The sequence below is a fragment of the Pseudomonas sp. TH32 genome (assembly GCF_016650855.1).
Taxonomy (GTDB): domain Bacteria; phylum Pseudomonadota; class Gammaproteobacteria; order Pseudomonadales; family Pseudomonadaceae; genus Aquipseudomonas.
In genome coordinates this window covers 418,907-435,340 of the sequence record NZ_JAEKFA010000001.1, presented here as the reverse complement: position 1 = coordinate 435,340, position 16,434 = coordinate 418,907, and the positions used below count along the sequence as shown (strand labels likewise).

The following is a 16,434-nucleotide window of genomic DNA, read 5'->3' as shown; positions in this document are numbered from 1 at the left end:
TTTTACTCGTGGATCTGTATCTAACGGCCTCTCTTTTATCGCCCTACCATGGCGCCAACAACCCGCCAAACACTACAAAGCTTTACGTCGTCAAGGAGCTACCCCATGCCCGAACTGTCCAGCCTGCTTGCCTATGGCCTGATCTCGCTCGGGATGGTGCTGACGCCCGGTCCGAATATGATTTACCTCATTTCGCGGTCGATCTGCCAGGGGCGAGTGGCCGGGCTGATTTCCTTGGGCGGCGTTGCGCTGGGGTTTGTCGTCTATATGTTCTGCGCGGCATTGGGTATCACCGCGTTGGTGATGGCAGTTCCCTATGCCTACGACGCGCTGCGGCTCGGCGGGGCGTTGTATCTGGTGTACCTCGCCTGGCAGGCGGTCAAGCCGGGTGGTCGCTCGCCGTTTCAGTTGCGGGATTTGCCAAAGGACAGCCCACGCAAGCTGTTCATGATGGGCTTTGTCACCAACCTGCTGAATCCCAAAGTGGCGGTGATGTATTTGTCGTTGCTGCCCCAGTTCATTGACCCTAACGGCCACGCCAGCGTGCTCTCGCAATCCCTGGTGCTGGGCTTTACGCAGATCATGATCAGTGTGAGCGTCAACGGGCTGATCGCTCTTATGGCGGGCTCGATCGCGGGATTTTTCATCCGCAAACCGGTCTGGCAAACCGTACAGCGCTGGCTGATGGGCTCGGTGCTGATGGGCCTGGCCGTACGCATGGCGGTCGAAGGCAGGCGTTAAAGGATCGCCTTCAGGTAATCCTTGAGTGCGTTGAGCGGGGCATTGAGTGCTTCGAGTGTCGTCGCTTGGCGCACATCCACCGCGAGCCGTTGCAGCTCGCGGCCCATCACGGTGTGTGCGCCGCCCAGGGATTCGAGGGCCAACGCCAGGCACTCGTCGATTTTTTGCTGGATGGCATTCACATCGCCCTGGCGCACCAGCAAGCCAAACACTTCCCGCTCATAGCCGTCCATGACCAGGTCGTCCCGAAGAATCGGGCTCGCGCCTTCTGTCTCATACACCAACTTGAGAGCAAAAAGCGCTACAGCTTCCAGCGTCAGTTCCACGGTCAGGGTTCCTCTTTTCTCGCGTTCGCCCGCTCATCATCACTTTCCTGCAGGCGAAAAAAAAGACCTTGAATTTCAAGGTCTTTTTTTAAGATGGTGCCCCGAGGGAGACTCGAACTCCCACTCCTTTCGAAAACGGATTTTGAATCCGCCGCGTCTACCAATTCCGCCATCAGGGCTCAATGGCGGCGAAGTATAGAGATGAGATTACCGTTGGTCAATCACGTTTCATGGTCAATTTTCACTATTTCCGCTAGACTTCCCGGCCCTGCTAGACGAACCCCATCATGCGCGTTGCTGACTTTACTTTTGAGCTCCCTGATTCGCTGATCGCTCGCCATCCTTTGGCCGAGCGTCGCGCCAGTCGACTGCTGACCCTGGACGGGGTCAGTGGTGCCCTCGCACACCGTCAATTCACTGATTTGCTTGAGCATTTACGCCCGGGCGACTTGATGGTGTTTAACAATACCCGGGTGATTCCGGCTCGCCTTTTTGGCCAGAAAGCCTCCGGCGGCAAGCTGGAAATTCTGGTGGAGCGGGTGCTGGACAGCCATCGCGTGCTGGCCCATGTGCGCTCCAGCAAGTCGCCGAAACCGGGTTCGAAGATTCTCATTGATGGCGGTGGCGAAGCTGAAATGCTCGCCCGTCACGATGCGTTGTTCGAGTTGGGCTTTGCCGAGGAAGTGTTGCCGCTGCTGGAGCGCGTCGGCCACATGCCGTTGCCTCCTTATATAGACCGCCCGGACGAAGACTCGGACCGCGAGCGCTACCAGACGGTGTATTCCGAGCGCCTGGGCGCCGTGGCTGCACCGACGGCGGGGCTGCATTTCGATCAGCCGCTGCTGGAAGCGATTGCCGCCAAGGGTATCGAGTCGGCCTTTGTGACCCTGCACGTGGGGGCCGGCACGTTTCAGCCGGTGCGTGTGGATAACATCGAAGACCATCACATGCACAGCGAATGGCTGGAAGTCAGCCAGGAAGTGGTGGATGCGGTCAATGCGTGCAAGGCGCGCGGCGGGCGTGTGGTGGCGGTCGGCACCACCAGCGTGCGTTCGCTGGAAAGCGCGGCGCGCGATGGCGTGCTCAAGCCGTTCAGTGGCGACACCGATATCTTTATCTACCCGGGCCGGCCGTTCCATGTGGTCGATTGCCTGGTCACCAATTTCCATTTGCCGGAATCCACGCTGTTGATGCTGGTGTCGGCGTTCGCAGGTTATCCCGAAGCCATGGCCGCCTATAAAGCCGCCATCGAGCATGGATACCGTTTTTTCAGCTACGGTGATGCGATGTTTATCACCCGTAATCCGGCGCCGCGCGGCCCAGAGGAACAATCATGAGTCGTATGTCGTTTGAATTGCTGGCCACGGATGGTAAAGCTCGCCGCGGCCGTTTGACTTTCCCTCGCGGTACCGTCGAGACCCCGGCCTTTATGCCGGTCGGCACCTACGGCACCGTAAAAGGCATGCTGCCGCGTGACATCGTCGCCACTGGCGCGGAGATCATCCTGGGCAACACCTTCCACCTGTGGCTGCGCCCGGGCACGGAAGTGATCAAGAAGCACGGCGACCTGCACGACTTCATGCAGTGGAAAGGCCCGATCCTGACCGACTCCGGTGGTTTCCAGGTGTTCAGCCTGGGCGCCATGCGCAAGATCAAGGAGGAGGGCGTGACCTTCGCCTCCCCGGTCGACGGCGCCAAAGTGTTCATGGGCCCGGAAGAGTCGATGCAGGTCCAGCGCGACCTGGGCTCCGACATCGTGATGATTTTCGACGAATGCACGCCATATCCTGCCGATGAAGACGTGGCACGGGTGTCGATGGAGCTGTCGTTGCGTTGGGCCCAGCGTTCGAAGAATGCCCATGGCGATAACACCGCTGCACTGTTCGGTATCGTGCAGGGCGGCATGCATGAAAGCTTGCGCAAGCGCTCGCTGGAAGGTCTGGACAAGATCGGCTTCGACGGCCTGGCCATCGGCGGTTTGTCGGTGGGCGAGCCCAAGCACGAGATGATCAAGGTGCTGGACTACCTGCCGGGCCTGATGCCGGCTGACAAACCTCGTTACCTTATGGGCGTTGGCAAACCGGAAGATCTCGTAGAGGGTGTGCGCCGCGGTGTGGACATGTTCGATTGCGTGATGCCAACCCGTAATGCCCGCAATGGGCATCTGTTCATCGATACAGGCGTGCTGAAGATCCGTAACGCGTTCCATCGCCATGATGATTCGCCGCTGGATCCCACCTGTGACTGCTACACCTGCCAGAACTTCTCGCGCGCTTATCTGCATCATCTGGACAAGTGCGGGGAAATGCTGGGTAGCATGTTGAATACCATCCACAATTTGCGTCACTACCAAGTCCTGATGGCTGGTTTGCGCGAGGCTATTCAACAGGGTACATTGGCCGCCTTCGTCGATGCCTTCTATGCCAAGCGCGGGCTGCCTGTGCCGCCCTTGGACTGAGTTTTCCGACCCTAAGATTCACTATTTGCAACTGGAGTGCTAAATGAGCTTTTTTATCTCTAATGCCATGGCTGATGCCGCTGCACCGGCCGCTGCCGGTCCTATGGGCGGTGGTTTTGAGTGGATTTTCCTGGTCGGCTTCCTGGTCATCTTCTACCTGATGATCTGGCGTCCACAGGCCAAGCGCGCCAAAGAGCAGAAGAACCTGCTGGGCAGCTTGCAGAAAGGCGACGAAGTCGTGACCACTGGCGGCATCGCCGGCAAGATCACTAAAGTGTCCGACGCTTTCGTGGTTCTGGAAGTCTCCGACACCGTAGAAATGAAGTTCCAGAAGGGCGCCATCGCCGCCACGCTGCCAAAAGGCACGCTCAAAGCGATCTGAGTAACAACCTTTACCAATCGACGGGGCGCGCAAGGCGCCCCGCGTTATAAGCGGGCGGCGTGATGCTGAACAAATACCCTCTGTGGAAATACGTACTGATCCTGGCGGTGCTGGCGATCGGTTTTATTTATTCCGCTCCCAATCTCTATCCTGATGACCCGGCGATCCAGATCACTGGTGCCAGCACTGCGCTGCAGGTCAATCAGGCTGATCTGGACCGTGCGAGCAAAGCGCTCACCGACGCGGGTATCCAGGTTAAAGCGGCAAGTTTGGCTGCTGATGCGAAGGGCGGCTTGTTGCGCCTGACCAAGCAAGAAGACCAATTGCCGGCCAAAGACGTTGTGCGCAAGGTCATGGGTGATGACTACGTCGTCGCGCTGAACCTGGCACAGACCACGCCAAAATGGCTGCGCGCGATTGGCGCACACCCGATGAAGCTGGGTCTGGACCTGTCCGGTGGTGTGCACTTCCTGCTGGAAGTGGACATGGACAAGGCCCTCGACGCTCGCCTGAAAGTCTACGAAGGCGATGTGAAGAGCCTGCTGCGTAAAGAGCGCCTGCGTTATCGCAGCCTGCCGCAGCTCAACGGTGCCATCCAGTTGGGTTTTGCTGACGAAGCAACCCGCGAACAGGCCCGTGCACTGATCCGCAAGAACTTCAACGATTTCGACATTGTTCCGGCCGACCTCAATGGTCAGGCGGTACTGCGTCTGGCGATGACCCCGGCCAAGCTGGCGGAAATCCGTGAATACTCCATCAAGCAGAACTTGACCACGGTACGTAACCGCGTCAACGAGCTGGGTGTGGCCGAGCCGATCGTTCAGCGCCAGGGTGCCAACCGCATCGTGGTCGAGCTGCCGGGCGTGCAGGACACCGCTGAAGCCAAGCGTATCCTGGGTAAAACAGCCAACCTGGAGTTCCGTCTGGCGGCTGAGCCGGGTGCTACTCGCGCCACTGCCGAGGAGTTCGAGTTCCGTGAAGGCAACCGTCCGCCTGCACTGATCGAGCGTGGCTTGATCATCACCGGTGACCAGGTGACCGACGCCAAGGCCGGTTTCGGCGAGCACGGTACGCCTGAAGTGAACATCCGCCTGGATGGCCACGGCGGCGAACTGATGAGCCGCGCAACCCGCAGCAACGTCGGGCGCAGCATGGCGGTGATCTTCATCGAACAACGTCCGGTCACCACCTACACCAAGCAAGTGGTCGACGGCGTCGAGAAAGACGTTCCGGTACAAACCTTTAAAGAAGAGAAGAAGATCATCAGCCTGGCGACTATCCAGTCGCCGCTGGGTGCTCAATTCCGCATCACTGGCCTGAACGGCCAGGGTGAGTCGTCCGAACTGGCACTGCTGCTGCGTGCCGGTGGCCTGGCGGCCCCGATGTACTTCGCTGAAGAGCGCACCATCGGCCCGAGCCTGGGTGCTGACAACATCACCAAGGGTATCGACGCTGCACTGTGGGGCATGCTGTTCGTTTCCCTGTTCATCATCGCCATCTACCGCTTCTTCGGCATCATCGCTACCGTCGCGCTGGCGGGCAACATGGTGATGCTGCTGGCCCTGATGTCGCTGCTGGGTGCAACGCTGACCCTGCCAGGTATCGCGGGTATCGTACTCACCATGGGTATGGCGGTGGACGCCAACGTACTGATCTTCTCGCGGATTCGTGAAGAGATCGCTGCGGGCATGACCGTGCAGCGGGCAATCAACGAAGGCTTCGGCCGGGCATTTACCGCGATTCTCGACTCCAACCTGACCACTCTGTTGGTCGGCGGGATTCTCTTTGCCATGGGCACCGGCCCGGTCAAAGGTTTTGCGGTGACCATGTCCCTCGGTATCTTTACCTCGATGTTCACGGCCATCATGGTGACCCGCGCAATGGTCAACCTGATCTTTGGCGGACGTGACTTCAAGAAGTTGTGGATTTAAGGGGCTGCCATGTTACGTACAATCAACTTCATGGGCGTTCGCAACGTTGCGTTCGGCTTCACCATGCTCCTTACCGTTCTGGCGTTGTTCAGCTGGTTCCATAAGGGCCTGAACTACGGTCTGGACTTCACTGGCGGTACGCTCATCGAGCTGACCTACGAGAAGCCGGCCGACGTTAGCCTGGTGCGCAACGAGCTGGTCAAGGCCGGCTATCACGAAGCCATCGTGCAGAGCTTTGGTGCAACCACCGACCTGCTGGTGCGGATGCCGGGCGAAGACCCGCAACTGGGTCACCAGGTAGCCGAGGCCTTGCAGAAGGTCGGCGGTGACAACCCGGCGTCGGTCAAGCGCGTCGAGTTCGTGGGCCCGCAAGTAGGGGAAGAGCTGCGCGACCAGGGCGGCCTCGGCATGCTGATGGCGCTGGTTGGCATCATGATCTACCTGGCTTTCCGCTTTCAGTGGAAGTTCGGTGTCGGCGCCATTGTGTCGCTGATCCACGACGTGATCGTGACCGTGGGCATCCTGGCCTACTTCCAGATCACCTTCGACCTGACGGTATTGGCGGCGGTGCTGGCGATCATTGGTTACTCCCTCAACGACACCATCGTGGTATTCGACCGGGTTCGTGAGAACTTCCGGGTACTGCGCAAGGCGACGTTGATCGAGAACATCAATATCTCCACCACCCAGACCCTGCTGCGTACCATGGCGACCTCGATCTCCACCTTGCTGGCGATTGCCGCGCTGATGGTGTTCGGTGGCGATAACCTGTGGGGCTTCTCGCTGTCGCTGTTCATCGGCGTACTGGCGGGTACCTACTCGTCGATCTACATCGCCAACGTGGTACTGATCTGGCTGAACCTCAACAGCGAAGACCTGATCCCTCCTGCCAGCACCGGCAAGGAGGTCGACGACCGCCCTTGATGGGTGTTTGTTGATCTGCTGTTACAAAGAAGGCGCGAGTATTGAACTCGCGCCTTTTTTTTTGCTCCAAGGCTGGGTATAGCGCGGATCGTTCGGTCCGTTTGTGATGGTCAGGAGGTTCACGTGAACAAGTCGTTACTGGTTGGTGCGGTATTGGGTGCTGTCGGTGTGACTGCCGGGGGTGCTGTTGCCACCTACAGCCTGGTAAAAAGCGGCCCTGAGTATGCGCAAGTGCTGGCGGTGCAGCCGGTGAAAACCCAGATTAAAACCCCGCGTGAAGTCTGCAAGGACGTTGCCGTAACCCGGCAGAAGCCTGTGCAGGATCAGCATCAGATCGTCGGTACGGTGGTCGGTGCGCTGGCGGGCGGCCTGTTGGGTAATCAGGTCGGCGGCGGTAATGGCAAGAAGCTGGCCACGGTGGCCGGTGCGGTCGGCGGCGGTTATGCCGGTAACAAGGTTCAGGAAGGTATGCAGAACCGCGATACCTACACCACCACGCAAACCCGCTGTAACACCGTTAACGACATCAGCGACAAGGTTGTCGGGTACGACGTGCGTTACACCCTGGACGGCAAGGAAGGCTCTGTGCGCATGGATCGCGATCCAGGCAACCAGATCCCGGTCGACAAGGAAGGGCGTCTGGTTATCGGTCAGAACCAGCCGCAGCAGTAATTTCAGGTATAAAAAAAGCACCCCTATGGGTGCTTTTTTGTGCTCGCTCGCTTAGCGCTTCAGCGAAGCCGGCAGGTGCGGCTGGATCGCCGTCAGTACTGCCTTGAAGCATTTGGTGTTGCCGGCAACCACGTGGCCTTTCTCAAGGAAGTCGTGACCACCGGTGAAGTCGCTCACCAGGCCGCCGGCTTCTTGAATCAGCAGTGCGCCTGCTGCCATGTCCCACTCGGACAGGCCCGACTCCCAGAACGCATCAAAGCGACCGGCAGCGACATAAGCCAGGTCCAGGCTGGCTGCGCCGGCGCGACGGATGCCGGCGGTCTGGCCAACCAGGGCGCGGAACATGCCCAGGTAGTTTTCCAGGTTGTCCATCTGGTCGTCACGGAACGGGAAGCCGGTACCCAGCAGGGCACCGTCGAGGCTGGTGCGACCGCTGACGCGCAGGCGGCGACCGTTCAGTTGGGCGCCACGGCCACGGCTGGCGGTGAATTCTTCCTGGCGAACCGGGTCCAGGACAACAGCGTGTTCCAGGCGGCCACGGTATTTGCAGGCAATGCTCACGGCAAAGTGCGGGATGCCGCGCAGGAAGTTGGTGGTGCCATCCAGTGGGTCGATGATCCACAGGTAGTCTTCGCCTTCGCCGCTACCTTTGTGCAGGCCGGTTTCTTCACCGAGGATGCCGTGGGTAGGGTAGGCCTTGCGCAGCGCGTCGATGATTTTCTGCTCGGCGGCGCGATCCACCTCGGATACGTAATCCTTGGCGTCTTTTTCGTCGACCTTGATGGTATCCAGGCGCTCGATGGAGCGGAAGATCAATTCACTGGCGCTGCGGGCGGCGCGCAGCGCGATATTCAGCATGGGCTGCATGGATGTGTCACCTAAGGTTGTTAAAGAAAGCCGAGCATTCTAGCAGAAACTTTCTTCAGGTGAAGGACGACGTTACCTTTCATGGCATAACCTTAGGCTGTTCTGTAAGATTTGCTCCCCTTTCCCGTGTCCGAGAGCGCCTCCCTTGCTGCAAAACATCCGTGTCGTCCTCGTCAATACCAGTCATCCCGGCAACATCGGCGGGGTGGCGCGAGCCATGAAGAACATGGGGCTGACGCGCCTGGTGCTGGTGGAGCCGCGTGTGTTTCCGCACCACGAGGCCGATGCCCGCGCGTCCGGCGCCAATGACATTCTCGAAAAAGCCCAGGTCGTCGCCACTCTGGAAGACGCTCTGGTCGGCTGCAACCTGGTGCTCGGCACCAGCGCTCGCGACCGTCGCATCCCCTGGCCGCTGCTGGATCCCCGCGAATGCGGGACCAAAGTCGTGGAAGAGGCCGCTGGCGGTGCTGAAATCGCTTTGGTGTTCGGCCGTGAAGACTCCGGCCTGACCAATGACGAGCTGCAGCGATGTCATTATCACGTGCACATCCCATCAGACCCTGAGTTCAGCTCGCTGAACCTCGGGGCAGCGGTGCAGGTGTTGAGTTATGAAGTGCGCATGGCCTGGCTGGCTGCAGAAGGCCAGCCCAGCAAGGTGGAGAAAGACGAGGTTGCATCGACCAAGAGTGGCGAATTGGCCACCATGGACGAGCTGGAACGATTCTATGAGCACCTGGAGCAGACCCTGGTGGCCATCGAATTCCTCGATCCGGAAAAACCGCGGCACTTGATGGCGCGCCTGCGCCGGTTATACGGACGCAGCTCGGTCAGCCGGGCAGAAATGAATATATTGCGTGGCATCCTCACGGAAACCCAGAAAGCGGCCCGTGGCGAGCTTCTTAAGCGGAAGGATTAAAAATGTTCGAGCGTTTGCGAGAAGATATCCAGAGTGTTTTCCACCGTGACCCGGCGGCGCGCAACGCCTTTGAAGTGCTGACCTGCTACCCGGGCATGCACGCGATCTGGATCCATCGCCTGTCTGGCGCCTTGTGGAATATGGGCTGGAAATGGCTGGCGCGGTTGGTGTCGAACTTTGGTCGCTGGCTGACCGGGATCGAGATCCATCCGGGCGCCAAGGTCGGTCGCCGCTTCTTTATCGACCACGGCATGGGCATCGTTATTGGTGAAACTGCCGAGATTGGTGATGACGTGACCCTGTATCAGGGTGTGACCCTGGGCGGTACCACCTGGAACAAGGGTAAGCGCCATCCAACACTGGAAGATGGCGTTGTAGTGGGGGCGGGTGCCAAGGTGCTCGGTCCGTTTACCGTGGGTGCGGGTGCCAAGGTCGGCTCCAACGCCGTGGTGACCAAGGCTGTGCCGCCTGGGGCAACCGTTGTCGGCATTCCGGGGCGGATCATCGTCAAGCCGGAAGTCGGTGATGAGCAGGAGGCCAAACGCAAGGCCATGGCCGAAAAGATTGGCTTCGATGCCTATGGCGTCAGCGAAGACATGCCCGACCCGGTGGCACGTGCCATCGGCCAGTTGCTCGACCACCTGCAGGCGGTGGATGGCAAGCTGGACGGCATGTGTGGCGCCTTGAAAGACCTGGGCAGCAGCTACTGCGCCAAGGACCTGCCTGAGCTGCGCACGGAAGACTTCGCCGAGATCAAGGACGAAAGCGCTACCAAAGCCGGCTGACTCTTGAGCCGGTCGCGATCCCTGTGGGAGCTGGCTTGCCTGCGATGGCGGCGAGTCAGTGCCGGATAGGCTGGCTGGCAAACCGCTATCGCAGGCAAGCCAGCTCCCACATTTGATCTCCATTGGTCTTGAGGTTGGGGGCTTGACCCTGTTCCCGCTGTTCCATCCGCCCCCGTCCTGCTATTATTCGCGCGCCCTTTTTGCGGGTATTCCTGACTAAAGTACTAGGTCTTATAGTTGACTTAAATACTCGGGAATCGCATACTTGCTCCCATTCTGAAACACCTTGGTACTTGTCCATGAGACTGACTACAAAAGGCCGATACGCGGTGACCGCCATGCTTGATCTGGCCTTGCACGCGCAAAATGGGCCGGTGTCCCTGGCCGATATCTCCGAGCGCCAAGGCATTTCCCTGTCCTACCTCGAGCAGTTGTTCGCCAAATTGCGCCGCAGCAATCTGGTTTCCAGCGTTCGTGGTCCAGGCGGCGGCTATCAACTGTCCCGCGACATGCAGGGCATCCAGGTAGCCCAGGTGATCGACGCGGTGAACGAATCCGTCGATGCCACCAAATGCCAGGGCCTGGGTGATTGCCACGCCGGCGACACCTGCCTGACGCACCACTTGTGGTGTGACCTGAGCCTGCAGATCCATGAGTTTTTGAGTGGTATCAGCTTGGCTGATCTTGTGACTCGCCGTGAGGTGCAAGAAGTAGCCCAGCGTCAGGACCAGCGCCGTTGCAACACCAAGGCGCCGCGTCTGGACAAGATTGAAGCGTCCGCCGTCGAGTGACAGCCGAAGAGCTAACGGCACGCCAGCCAGCCTGATTTAGGAGAAAGTCCATGAAATTGCCGATTTACCTTGATTACTCAGCGACCACCCCGGTTGATCCGCGTGTCGCGCAAAAGATGAGCGAGTGCCTGCTGGTTGACGGAAACTTCGGCAACCCGGCGTCCCGTTCCCACGTGTTCGGCTGGAAAGCTGAAGAAGCCGTGGAAAACGCTCGTCGCCAGGTCGCTGACCTGGTGAATGCCGACCCGCGCGAAATCGTCTGGACCTCCGGTGCCACCGAGTCCGACAACCTGGCAATCAAGGGTGCGGCGCATTTCTATGCGACCAAGGGCAAGCACCTGATCACCACCAAGATTGAGCACAAGGCTGTCCTCGACACCATGCGCCAACTGGAGCGTGAAGGGTTTGAGGTCACCTACCTCGAACCAACCACCGACGGTATCGTGACCCCTGCGATGATCGAAGCGGCGATGCGTGAAGACACCATCCTGGTTTCCGTCATCCACGTGAACAACGAAATCGGCACCATCAACGACATCGCCGCCATCGGCGAGCTGACGCGCTCCAAGGGCGTGTTGCTGCACGTCGATGCGGCTCAGTCCACCGGCAAGGTCGACATCGACCTGTCGAAGCTGAAAGTCGACCTGATGTCGTTCTCTGCCCACAAGACCTACGGTCCTAAAGGCATTGGCGCACTCTACGTGAGCCGCAAGCCTCGCGTGCGTATCGAAGCCACCATGCACGGTGGCGGTCACGAACGCGGCATGCGTTCGGGTACCCTGGCGACCCACCAGATCGTCGGCATCGGCGAAGCATTCCGTGTGGCCAAGGAAGACATGGCTGCCGAAAACGTGCGCATCAAGGCCCTGAGCGATCGCTTCTACAAGCAGGTCGAGCACCTTGAAGAGCTGTACATCAACGGCAGCATGACCGCCCGTGTACCGCACAACCTGAATTTGAGCTTCAACTACGTCGAAGGCGAGTCGCTGATCATGGCGCTCAAGGATCTGGCGGTTTCGTCCGGTTCGGCCTGCACCTCGGCTTCCCTTGAGCCGTCCTACGTCCTGCGCGCCCTGGGCCGCAACGACGAACTGGCTCACAGCTCGATCCGCTTTACGTTCGGCCGTTTCACCACCGAAGAAGAAGTCGACTACGCCGCGCAGAAAGTCTGCGAGGCCGTCACCAAGCTGCGTACCTTGTCCCCGCTGTGGGACATGTACAAGGACGGTGTCGACATTTCCAAGATCGAGTGGGCGGCACACTAAATATAGAAGCCGCCACCCAAAAGGCTCTGTAAAGACGTGGCGGAAAACGCAGGCGTGTTTACAGGGTTCCAGAGCGGCCCTGATGAGTGAGGATTCAGTACCATGGCTTACAGCGAAAAGGTCATCGACCACTACGAAAACCCGCGCAACGTCGGCAAGATGAACGCGGAAGACCCTGATGTCGGCACCGGCATGGTCGGCGCTCCGGCGTGCGGCGACGTTATGCGCCTGCAGATCAAGGTCAACGACGCTGGCGTTATCGAAGACGCCAAGTTCAAGACTTACGGTTGCGGTTCGGCCATCGCCTCCAGCTCCCTGGCGACCGAATGGATGAAAGGCAAGACCCTGGATGAGGCTGTGACTATCAGCAACACCCAGCTGGCCGAAGAACTGGCCTTGCCGCCAGTGAAAATCCACTGCTCGGTACTCGCAGAAGACGCCATCAAGGCGGCCGTTCGCGACTACAAGCAGAAGAAAGGCTTGATCTAAGCAATTTGGCGACGAGTAAGGAGTCACGATGGCTATCAGCATGACAGAAGCGGCTGCGCAGCACATTCGCCGCTCCCTGAATGGGCGCGGTAAAGGTGAGGGGATTCGTCTGGGTGTTCGCACCACGGGCTGTTCCGGCCTTGCCTACGTGCTGGAGTTTGTCGACGAGGTGGTCGAGGAAGATCAGGTGTTCGAAAGTCACGGCGAAAAAGTGATCATCGACCCGAAAAGCCTGACTTACCTGGACGGCACCGAACTCGATTTCGTCAAGGAAGGGTTGAACGAAGGCTTCAAGTTCAACAACCCCAACGTACGCGGTGAATGTGGCTGCGGCGAAAGCTTCAACATCTGAGGCTGATTGTGGGTACTCCTTGTCATTTCGCTTTGTTCGAGCTGCAGCCGAGTTTTCGACTGGACCTTGAACAGCTTGCCACGCGCTACCGTGAACTGGCGCGTGGGGTGCATCCGGACCGCTTCGCTGACGCTTCCGAGCGTGAGCAACGCCTGGCGCTGGAGCAATCAGCCAGCCTCAACGAAGCCTATCAGACGCTCAAGAACCCTCCCAAACGCGCGCGCTACCTGCTCGCCATGGGCGGTCGCGAGCTGCCGCTTGAAGTCACGGTCCAGGACCCTGATTTCCTGATGCAGCAGATGCAATGGCGCGAAGAACTCGAAGAACTGCAGGACGAAGCCGATCTGGCCGGAATCGCAGTCTTCAAGCGCCGTCTGAAAGTGGCCCAGGATGAACTCAACGAAAGCTTCGCAGCCTGTTGGGATGATGCAGCGCAGCGTGAGCAGGCCGAGCGCCTGATGCGGCGCATGCAGTTCCTCGACAAGCTCACCTACGAAGTGCGCCAGTTAGAAGAGCGCCTCGACGATTAACCCAGTGCCGCCCAGGTTGCACGCCTGATATACAGATAAGTCCTGATTACCATGGCCCTACTGCAGATCGCCGAACCCGGTCAAAGTCCTCAACCGCACCAGCGTCGTCTGGCGGTCGGGATTGACTTGGGCACTACCAATTCGCTGGTCGCTGCGTTGCGCAGCGGCCTTTCCGAGCCGCTGCCCGACGCGGATGGCCAAGTCATTCTGCCGTCTGCCGTGCGCTATCACGCCGACCGCACCGAAGTGGGCGAGTCGGCCAAGCTGGCGGCGTCTACCGACCCCCTGAACACCGTGCTGTCGGTCAAGCGCTTGATGGGTCGTGGTCTGTCCGACGTCAAGCAACTGGGCGACCAGCTGCCGTACCGCTTTGTCGGCGGCGAATCCCATATGCCGTTCATCGACACCATCCAGGGCCCGAAAAGCCCGGTGGAAGTGTCGGCCGATATCCTCAAGGTGCTGCGTCAGCGCGCAGAAACCACCCTGGGCGGCGAACTGGTGGGGGCGGTGATTACTGTTCCTGCGTATTTCGATGACGCTCAGCGCCAGGCCACCAAGGATGCGGCGAAACTGGCTGGCCTGAACGTGCTGCGCCTGCTCAACGAGCCGACCGCGGCCGCTGTGGCTTATGGCCTGGATCAGCACGCCGAAGGCCTGGTCGCTATTTACGACCTGGGCGGCGGCACCTTTGATATTTCGATCCTGCGCCTGACCGGCGGTGTCTTCGAAGTGCTGGCTACCGGTGGCGACACCGCCCTGGGTGGCGATGACTTCGATCACGCCATTGCTGGCTGGATCATCACCAGTGCCGGCTTGTCTGCCGACCTGGATCCGGGCGCGCAACGTAACCTGCTGCAAACCGCCTGCGCCGCTAAAGAGGCTCTGACTGATGCTGCATCGGTTGAGGTTTCCTACGGTAGTTGGTCTGCTCAACTGACCCGCGAAGCCTTTGATTCGTTGATCGAGCCGATGGTCGCGCGCAGCCTGAAAGCCTGCCGTCGCGCGGTGCGTGACTCGGGTGTCGAGCTGGAAGACGTGGCTGCCGTGGTCATGGTGGGTGGTTCGACCCGCGTGCCACGTGTCCGCGAAGCTGTTGCTGAAGCCTTTGGTCGCCAACCGTTGACCGAAATCGACCCGGATCAAGTGGTGGCCATTGGTGCCGCGATCCAGGCCGATACCCTCGCCGGTAACAAACGCGATGGTGGCGAACTGCTTCTTCTCGACGTGATTCCGTTGTCCCTGGGGTTGGAAACCATGGGCGGCCTGATGGAGAAGGTGATTCCACGCAACACCACCATCCCCGTTGCTCGCGCCCAGGACTTCACCACCTACAAAGACGGCCAGACGGCCATGATGATTCATGTGCTGCAAGGCGAGCGTGAACTGATCAGCGACTGCCGTTCCCTGGCGCGCTTTGAGTTGCGCGGTATTCCAGCGATGGTGGCCGGTGCGGCGAAGATTCGCGTGACCTTCCAGGTCGACGCCGACGGTTTGCTCAGCGTTGCTGCGCGCGAATTGGCCTCCGGCGTCGAAGCCAGCATCCAGGTCAAGCCGTCCTACGGCCTGACCGACGGCGAAATCGCCAAGATGCTCAAGGATTCGTTCCAGTACGCCGGTGACGACAAGGTCGCCCGCGTGTTGCGTGAGCAGCAAGTTGACGCCCAGCGCCTGCTTGAAGCGGTGCAGGGCGCCCTTGATGCCGACGGTGAGCGTCTTCTGGATGCCGAAGAGCGCATGGTCATCGACCTGCAAATGCAGGAACTGGCTGAATTGATGAAAGGCACCGATGGTTACGCCATCGAGCAACAGACCAAGCGCCTGTCGCAAGTGACCGATGCCTTTGCCGCCCGTCGTATGGACCAGACGGTGAAAGCCGCCCTGGCGGGCCGCAACTTGAACGAACTTGAGGATTAACTGATGCCGCAGATCATTTTTCTGCCACACGCCGAGCATTGCCCGGACGGTATGGTTGTGGAGGCTGAGACCGGCAAGTCCATTCTCGAAGTCGCTCACGACAACCACATCGAGATCGAAAGCGCCTGCGGCGGCGTCAACGCCTGTACCACCTGCCACTGCATCGTCCGCGAAGGTTTCAACAGCCTCGAAGAGGCTGATGAGCTGGAAGAGGACTATCTTGATAGGGCGTGGGGCCTGGAGCCTACATCGCGCTTGAGCTGTCAGGCAAAAGTGGGAACAGAAGACCTTACCGTCGAGATCCCGAAATACTCGCTCAACCATGCCGCCGAAGCGCCGCACTGATTCAAGGAAGCGTCATGAGTCTTAAATGGGTTGAAGTGCAAGAAATTGCTATTCAGTTGGCGGACAAATACCCGGATACGGATCCCTATTCGGTGAACTTCGTCAAATTGCGTCAGATGGTCATGGAACTGCCCGAATTCGATGATATTCCTGATCGAGGCGGCGAGAAGGTGCTGGAAGCTATCCAGACAGCCTGGAACGATGAGCGGGACTAGGACCATTTTACGCAGTTAGGCAATACCCAAGAACCCGCGTATAATTCGCGGGTTTAATTTTTCGCAAATTACCGTTTCTGGAGTTACACCATGGCTGTTCAACGTACTTTCTCCATCATCAAGCCTGACGCTGTTGCAAAAAACGTCATCGGCGAGATCACCACCCGTTTCGAAAAAGCCGGCCTGAAGGTTGTAGCTTCGAAACTCAAGCAACTGTCCAAGGCTGAAGCTGAAGGCTTCTACGCTGAGCACAGCGCTCGTGGTTTCTTCGGCGACCTGGTTGCCTTCATGATCTCCGGTCCGGTTGTTGTTCAGGTTCTGGAAGGCGAAAACGCTATCGCTCTGAACCGTGAGCTGATGGGCGCTACCAACCCTAAAGAAGCGGCTGCCGGCACCATCCGTGCTGACTTCGCTGAATCGATCGACGCCAACGCCGTTCACGGTTCGGACTCCGAAGCCGCTGCTGCCCGCGAAATCTCGTACTTTTTCGCTGCTACTGAAGTAACCGCTCGCTAAGCATTGGCTTAAAAG

Annotated in this window: 20 protein-coding genes and 1 tRNA gene; 18 read left to right on the top strand and 3 right to left on the bottom strand. The window is 59.2% G+C overall.

All coding sequences use genetic code 11. The annotated features are described in order from the left end of the window. Nucleotides 1-105: 105 nt before the first annotated feature. The gene (locus JFV30_RS02005; protein ID WP_201121640.1) at nt 106-741 is read left to right on the top strand and encodes a LysE family translocator; all 636 of its coding nucleotides are present in this window, start codon (nt 106-108) and stop codon (nt 739-741) included. On the opposite strand, the gene JFV30_RS02000 is transcribed toward JFV30_RS02005, so the two are convergent. Then, nucleotides 738-1,067: a hypothetical protein gene (locus tag JFV30_RS02000; protein ID WP_201121639.1), complete on the bottom strand. Its 330-nt coding sequence runs from the start codon at nt 1,065-1,067 to the stop codon at nt 738-740. The two genes, JFV30_RS02005 and JFV30_RS02000, sit on opposite strands and share 4 nt — an antisense overlap. Before the next feature lie 94 nt (nt 1,068-1,161). After that, nucleotides 1,162-1,246 (bottom strand) — tRNA-Leu (locus tag JFV30_RS01995). A 108-nt stretch (nt 1,247-1,354) separates the two neighbouring features. Here JFV30_RS01995 and queA point away from each other — a divergent pair. From queA to JFV30_RS01965, 6 genes are all read left to right on the top strand, one after another. Next, a complete protein-coding gene (gene queA / locus JFV30_RS01990) occupies nt 1,355-2,404 on the top strand; it encodes a tRNA preQ1(34) S-adenosylmethionine ribosyltransferase-isomerase QueA (protein WP_169387167.1) in 1,050 nt (349 codons plus the stop codon). Between the two features lie 5 nt (nt 2,405-2,409). After that, complete coding sequence (tgt, locus tag JFV30_RS01985) at nt 2,410-3,525, top strand: tRNA guanosine(34) transglycosylase Tgt (protein WP_201121961.1); 1,116 nt, start codon at nt 2,410-2,412, stop codon at nt 3,523-3,525. 43 nt (nt 3,526-3,568) lie between these two features. Beyond that, nucleotides 3,569-3,907, top strand: coding sequence for a preprotein translocase subunit YajC (yajC, locus tag JFV30_RS01980; protein WP_003175975.1), 339 nt, complete (start codon nt 3,569-3,571; stop codon nt 3,905-3,907). 62 nt (nt 3,908-3,969) lie between these two features. Then, nucleotides 3,970-5,838, top strand: coding sequence for a protein translocase subunit SecD (gene secD, locus JFV30_RS01975; RefSeq protein ID WP_010176872.1), 1,869 nt, complete (start codon nt 3,970-3,972; stop codon nt 5,836-5,838). A gap of 9 nt (nt 5,839-5,847) precedes the next feature. Further along, complete coding sequence (secF, locus tag JFV30_RS01970; RefSeq protein WP_003210311.1) at nt 5,848-6,762, top strand: protein translocase subunit SecF; 915 nt, start codon at nt 5,848-5,850, stop codon at nt 6,760-6,762. A 123-nt stretch (nt 6,763-6,885) separates the two neighbouring features. Next, a complete protein-coding gene (locus JFV30_RS01965; protein WP_003210309.1) occupies nt 6,886-7,434 on the top strand; it encodes a glycine zipper 2TM domain-containing protein in 549 nt (182 codons plus the stop codon). Between the two features lie 51 nt (nt 7,435-7,485). Here JFV30_RS01965 and suhB read toward each other — a convergent pair whose 3' ends face one another. Continuing rightward, the gene (gene suhB, locus JFV30_RS01960; RefSeq protein WP_003175971.1) at nt 7,486-8,301 is read right to left on the bottom strand and encodes a type III secretion system regulator SuhB; all 816 of its coding nucleotides are present in this window, start codon (nt 8,299-8,301) and stop codon (nt 7,486-7,488) included. Nucleotides 8,302-8,446: 145 nt separating this feature from the next. Here suhB and trmJ point away from each other — a divergent pair, with 145 nt between their 5' ends. From trmJ to ndk, 11 genes are all read left to right on the top strand, one after another. After that, a complete protein-coding gene (gene trmJ / locus JFV30_RS01955) occupies nt 8,447-9,217 on the top strand; it encodes a tRNA (cytosine(32)/uridine(32)-2'-O)-methyltransferase TrmJ (protein ID WP_122720278.1) in 771 nt (256 codons plus the stop codon). Between the two features lie 2 nt (nt 9,218-9,219). Next, nucleotides 9,220-10,002: a serine O-acetyltransferase gene (cysE, locus tag JFV30_RS01950; RefSeq protein ID WP_201121638.1), complete on the top strand. Its 783-nt coding sequence runs from the start codon at nt 9,220-9,222 to the stop codon at nt 10,000-10,002. A 299-nt stretch (nt 10,003-10,301) separates the two neighbouring features. Next, nucleotides 10,302-10,793 (top strand): Fe-S cluster assembly transcriptional regulator IscR, encoded by a 492-nt coding sequence (gene iscR, locus JFV30_RS01945; RefSeq protein WP_003210305.1) that lies wholly within the window; start codon nt 10,302-10,304, stop codon nt 10,791-10,793. 50 nt (nt 10,794-10,843) lie between these two features. Continuing rightward, on the top strand, nt 10,844-12,058 hold the full coding sequence (locus JFV30_RS01940) for an IscS subfamily cysteine desulfurase (RefSeq protein WP_008438290.1): 1,215 nt from the start codon (nt 10,844-10,846) through the stop codon (nt 12,056-12,058). Nucleotides 12,059-12,160: 102 nt separating this feature from the next. Continuing rightward, nucleotides 12,161-12,547: a Fe-S cluster assembly scaffold IscU gene (gene iscU / locus JFV30_RS01935; RefSeq protein WP_003175965.1), complete on the top strand. Its 387-nt coding sequence runs from the start codon at nt 12,161-12,163 to the stop codon at nt 12,545-12,547. 28 nt (nt 12,548-12,575) lie between these two features. After that, a complete protein-coding gene (gene iscA / locus JFV30_RS01930) occupies nt 12,576-12,899 on the top strand; it encodes an iron-sulfur cluster assembly protein IscA (RefSeq protein ID WP_003209680.1) in 324 nt (107 codons plus the stop codon). Between the two features lie 8 nt (nt 12,900-12,907). Beyond that, the gene (hscB, locus tag JFV30_RS01925) at nt 12,908-13,429 is read left to right on the top strand and encodes a co-chaperone HscB (RefSeq protein ID WP_010176869.1); all 522 of its coding nucleotides are present in this window, start codon (nt 12,908-12,910) and stop codon (nt 13,427-13,429) included. A gap of 51 nt (nt 13,430-13,480) precedes the next feature. Next, the gene (gene hscA, locus JFV30_RS01920; protein ID WP_169387168.1) at nt 13,481-15,343 is read left to right on the top strand and encodes a Fe-S protein assembly chaperone HscA; all 1,863 of its coding nucleotides are present in this window, start codon (nt 13,481-13,483) and stop codon (nt 15,341-15,343) included. 3 nt (nt 15,344-15,346) lie between these two features. Continuing rightward, nucleotides 15,347-15,688 (top strand): ISC system 2Fe-2S type ferredoxin, encoded by a 342-nt coding sequence (fdx, locus tag JFV30_RS01915; protein WP_010176867.1) that lies wholly within the window; start codon nt 15,347-15,349, stop codon nt 15,686-15,688. Between the two features lie 14 nt (nt 15,689-15,702). Further along, nucleotides 15,703-15,903: a Fe-S cluster assembly protein IscX gene (gene iscX, locus JFV30_RS01910; RefSeq protein WP_010176866.1), complete on the top strand. Its 201-nt coding sequence runs from the start codon at nt 15,703-15,705 to the stop codon at nt 15,901-15,903. Nucleotides 15,904-15,993: 90 nt separating this feature from the next. Continuing rightward, the gene (gene ndk, locus JFV30_RS01905; protein WP_003175956.1) at nt 15,994-16,419 is read left to right on the top strand and encodes a nucleoside-diphosphate kinase; all 426 of its coding nucleotides are present in this window, start codon (nt 15,994-15,996) and stop codon (nt 16,417-16,419) included. Nucleotides 16,420-16,434 lie beyond the last annotated feature (15 nt).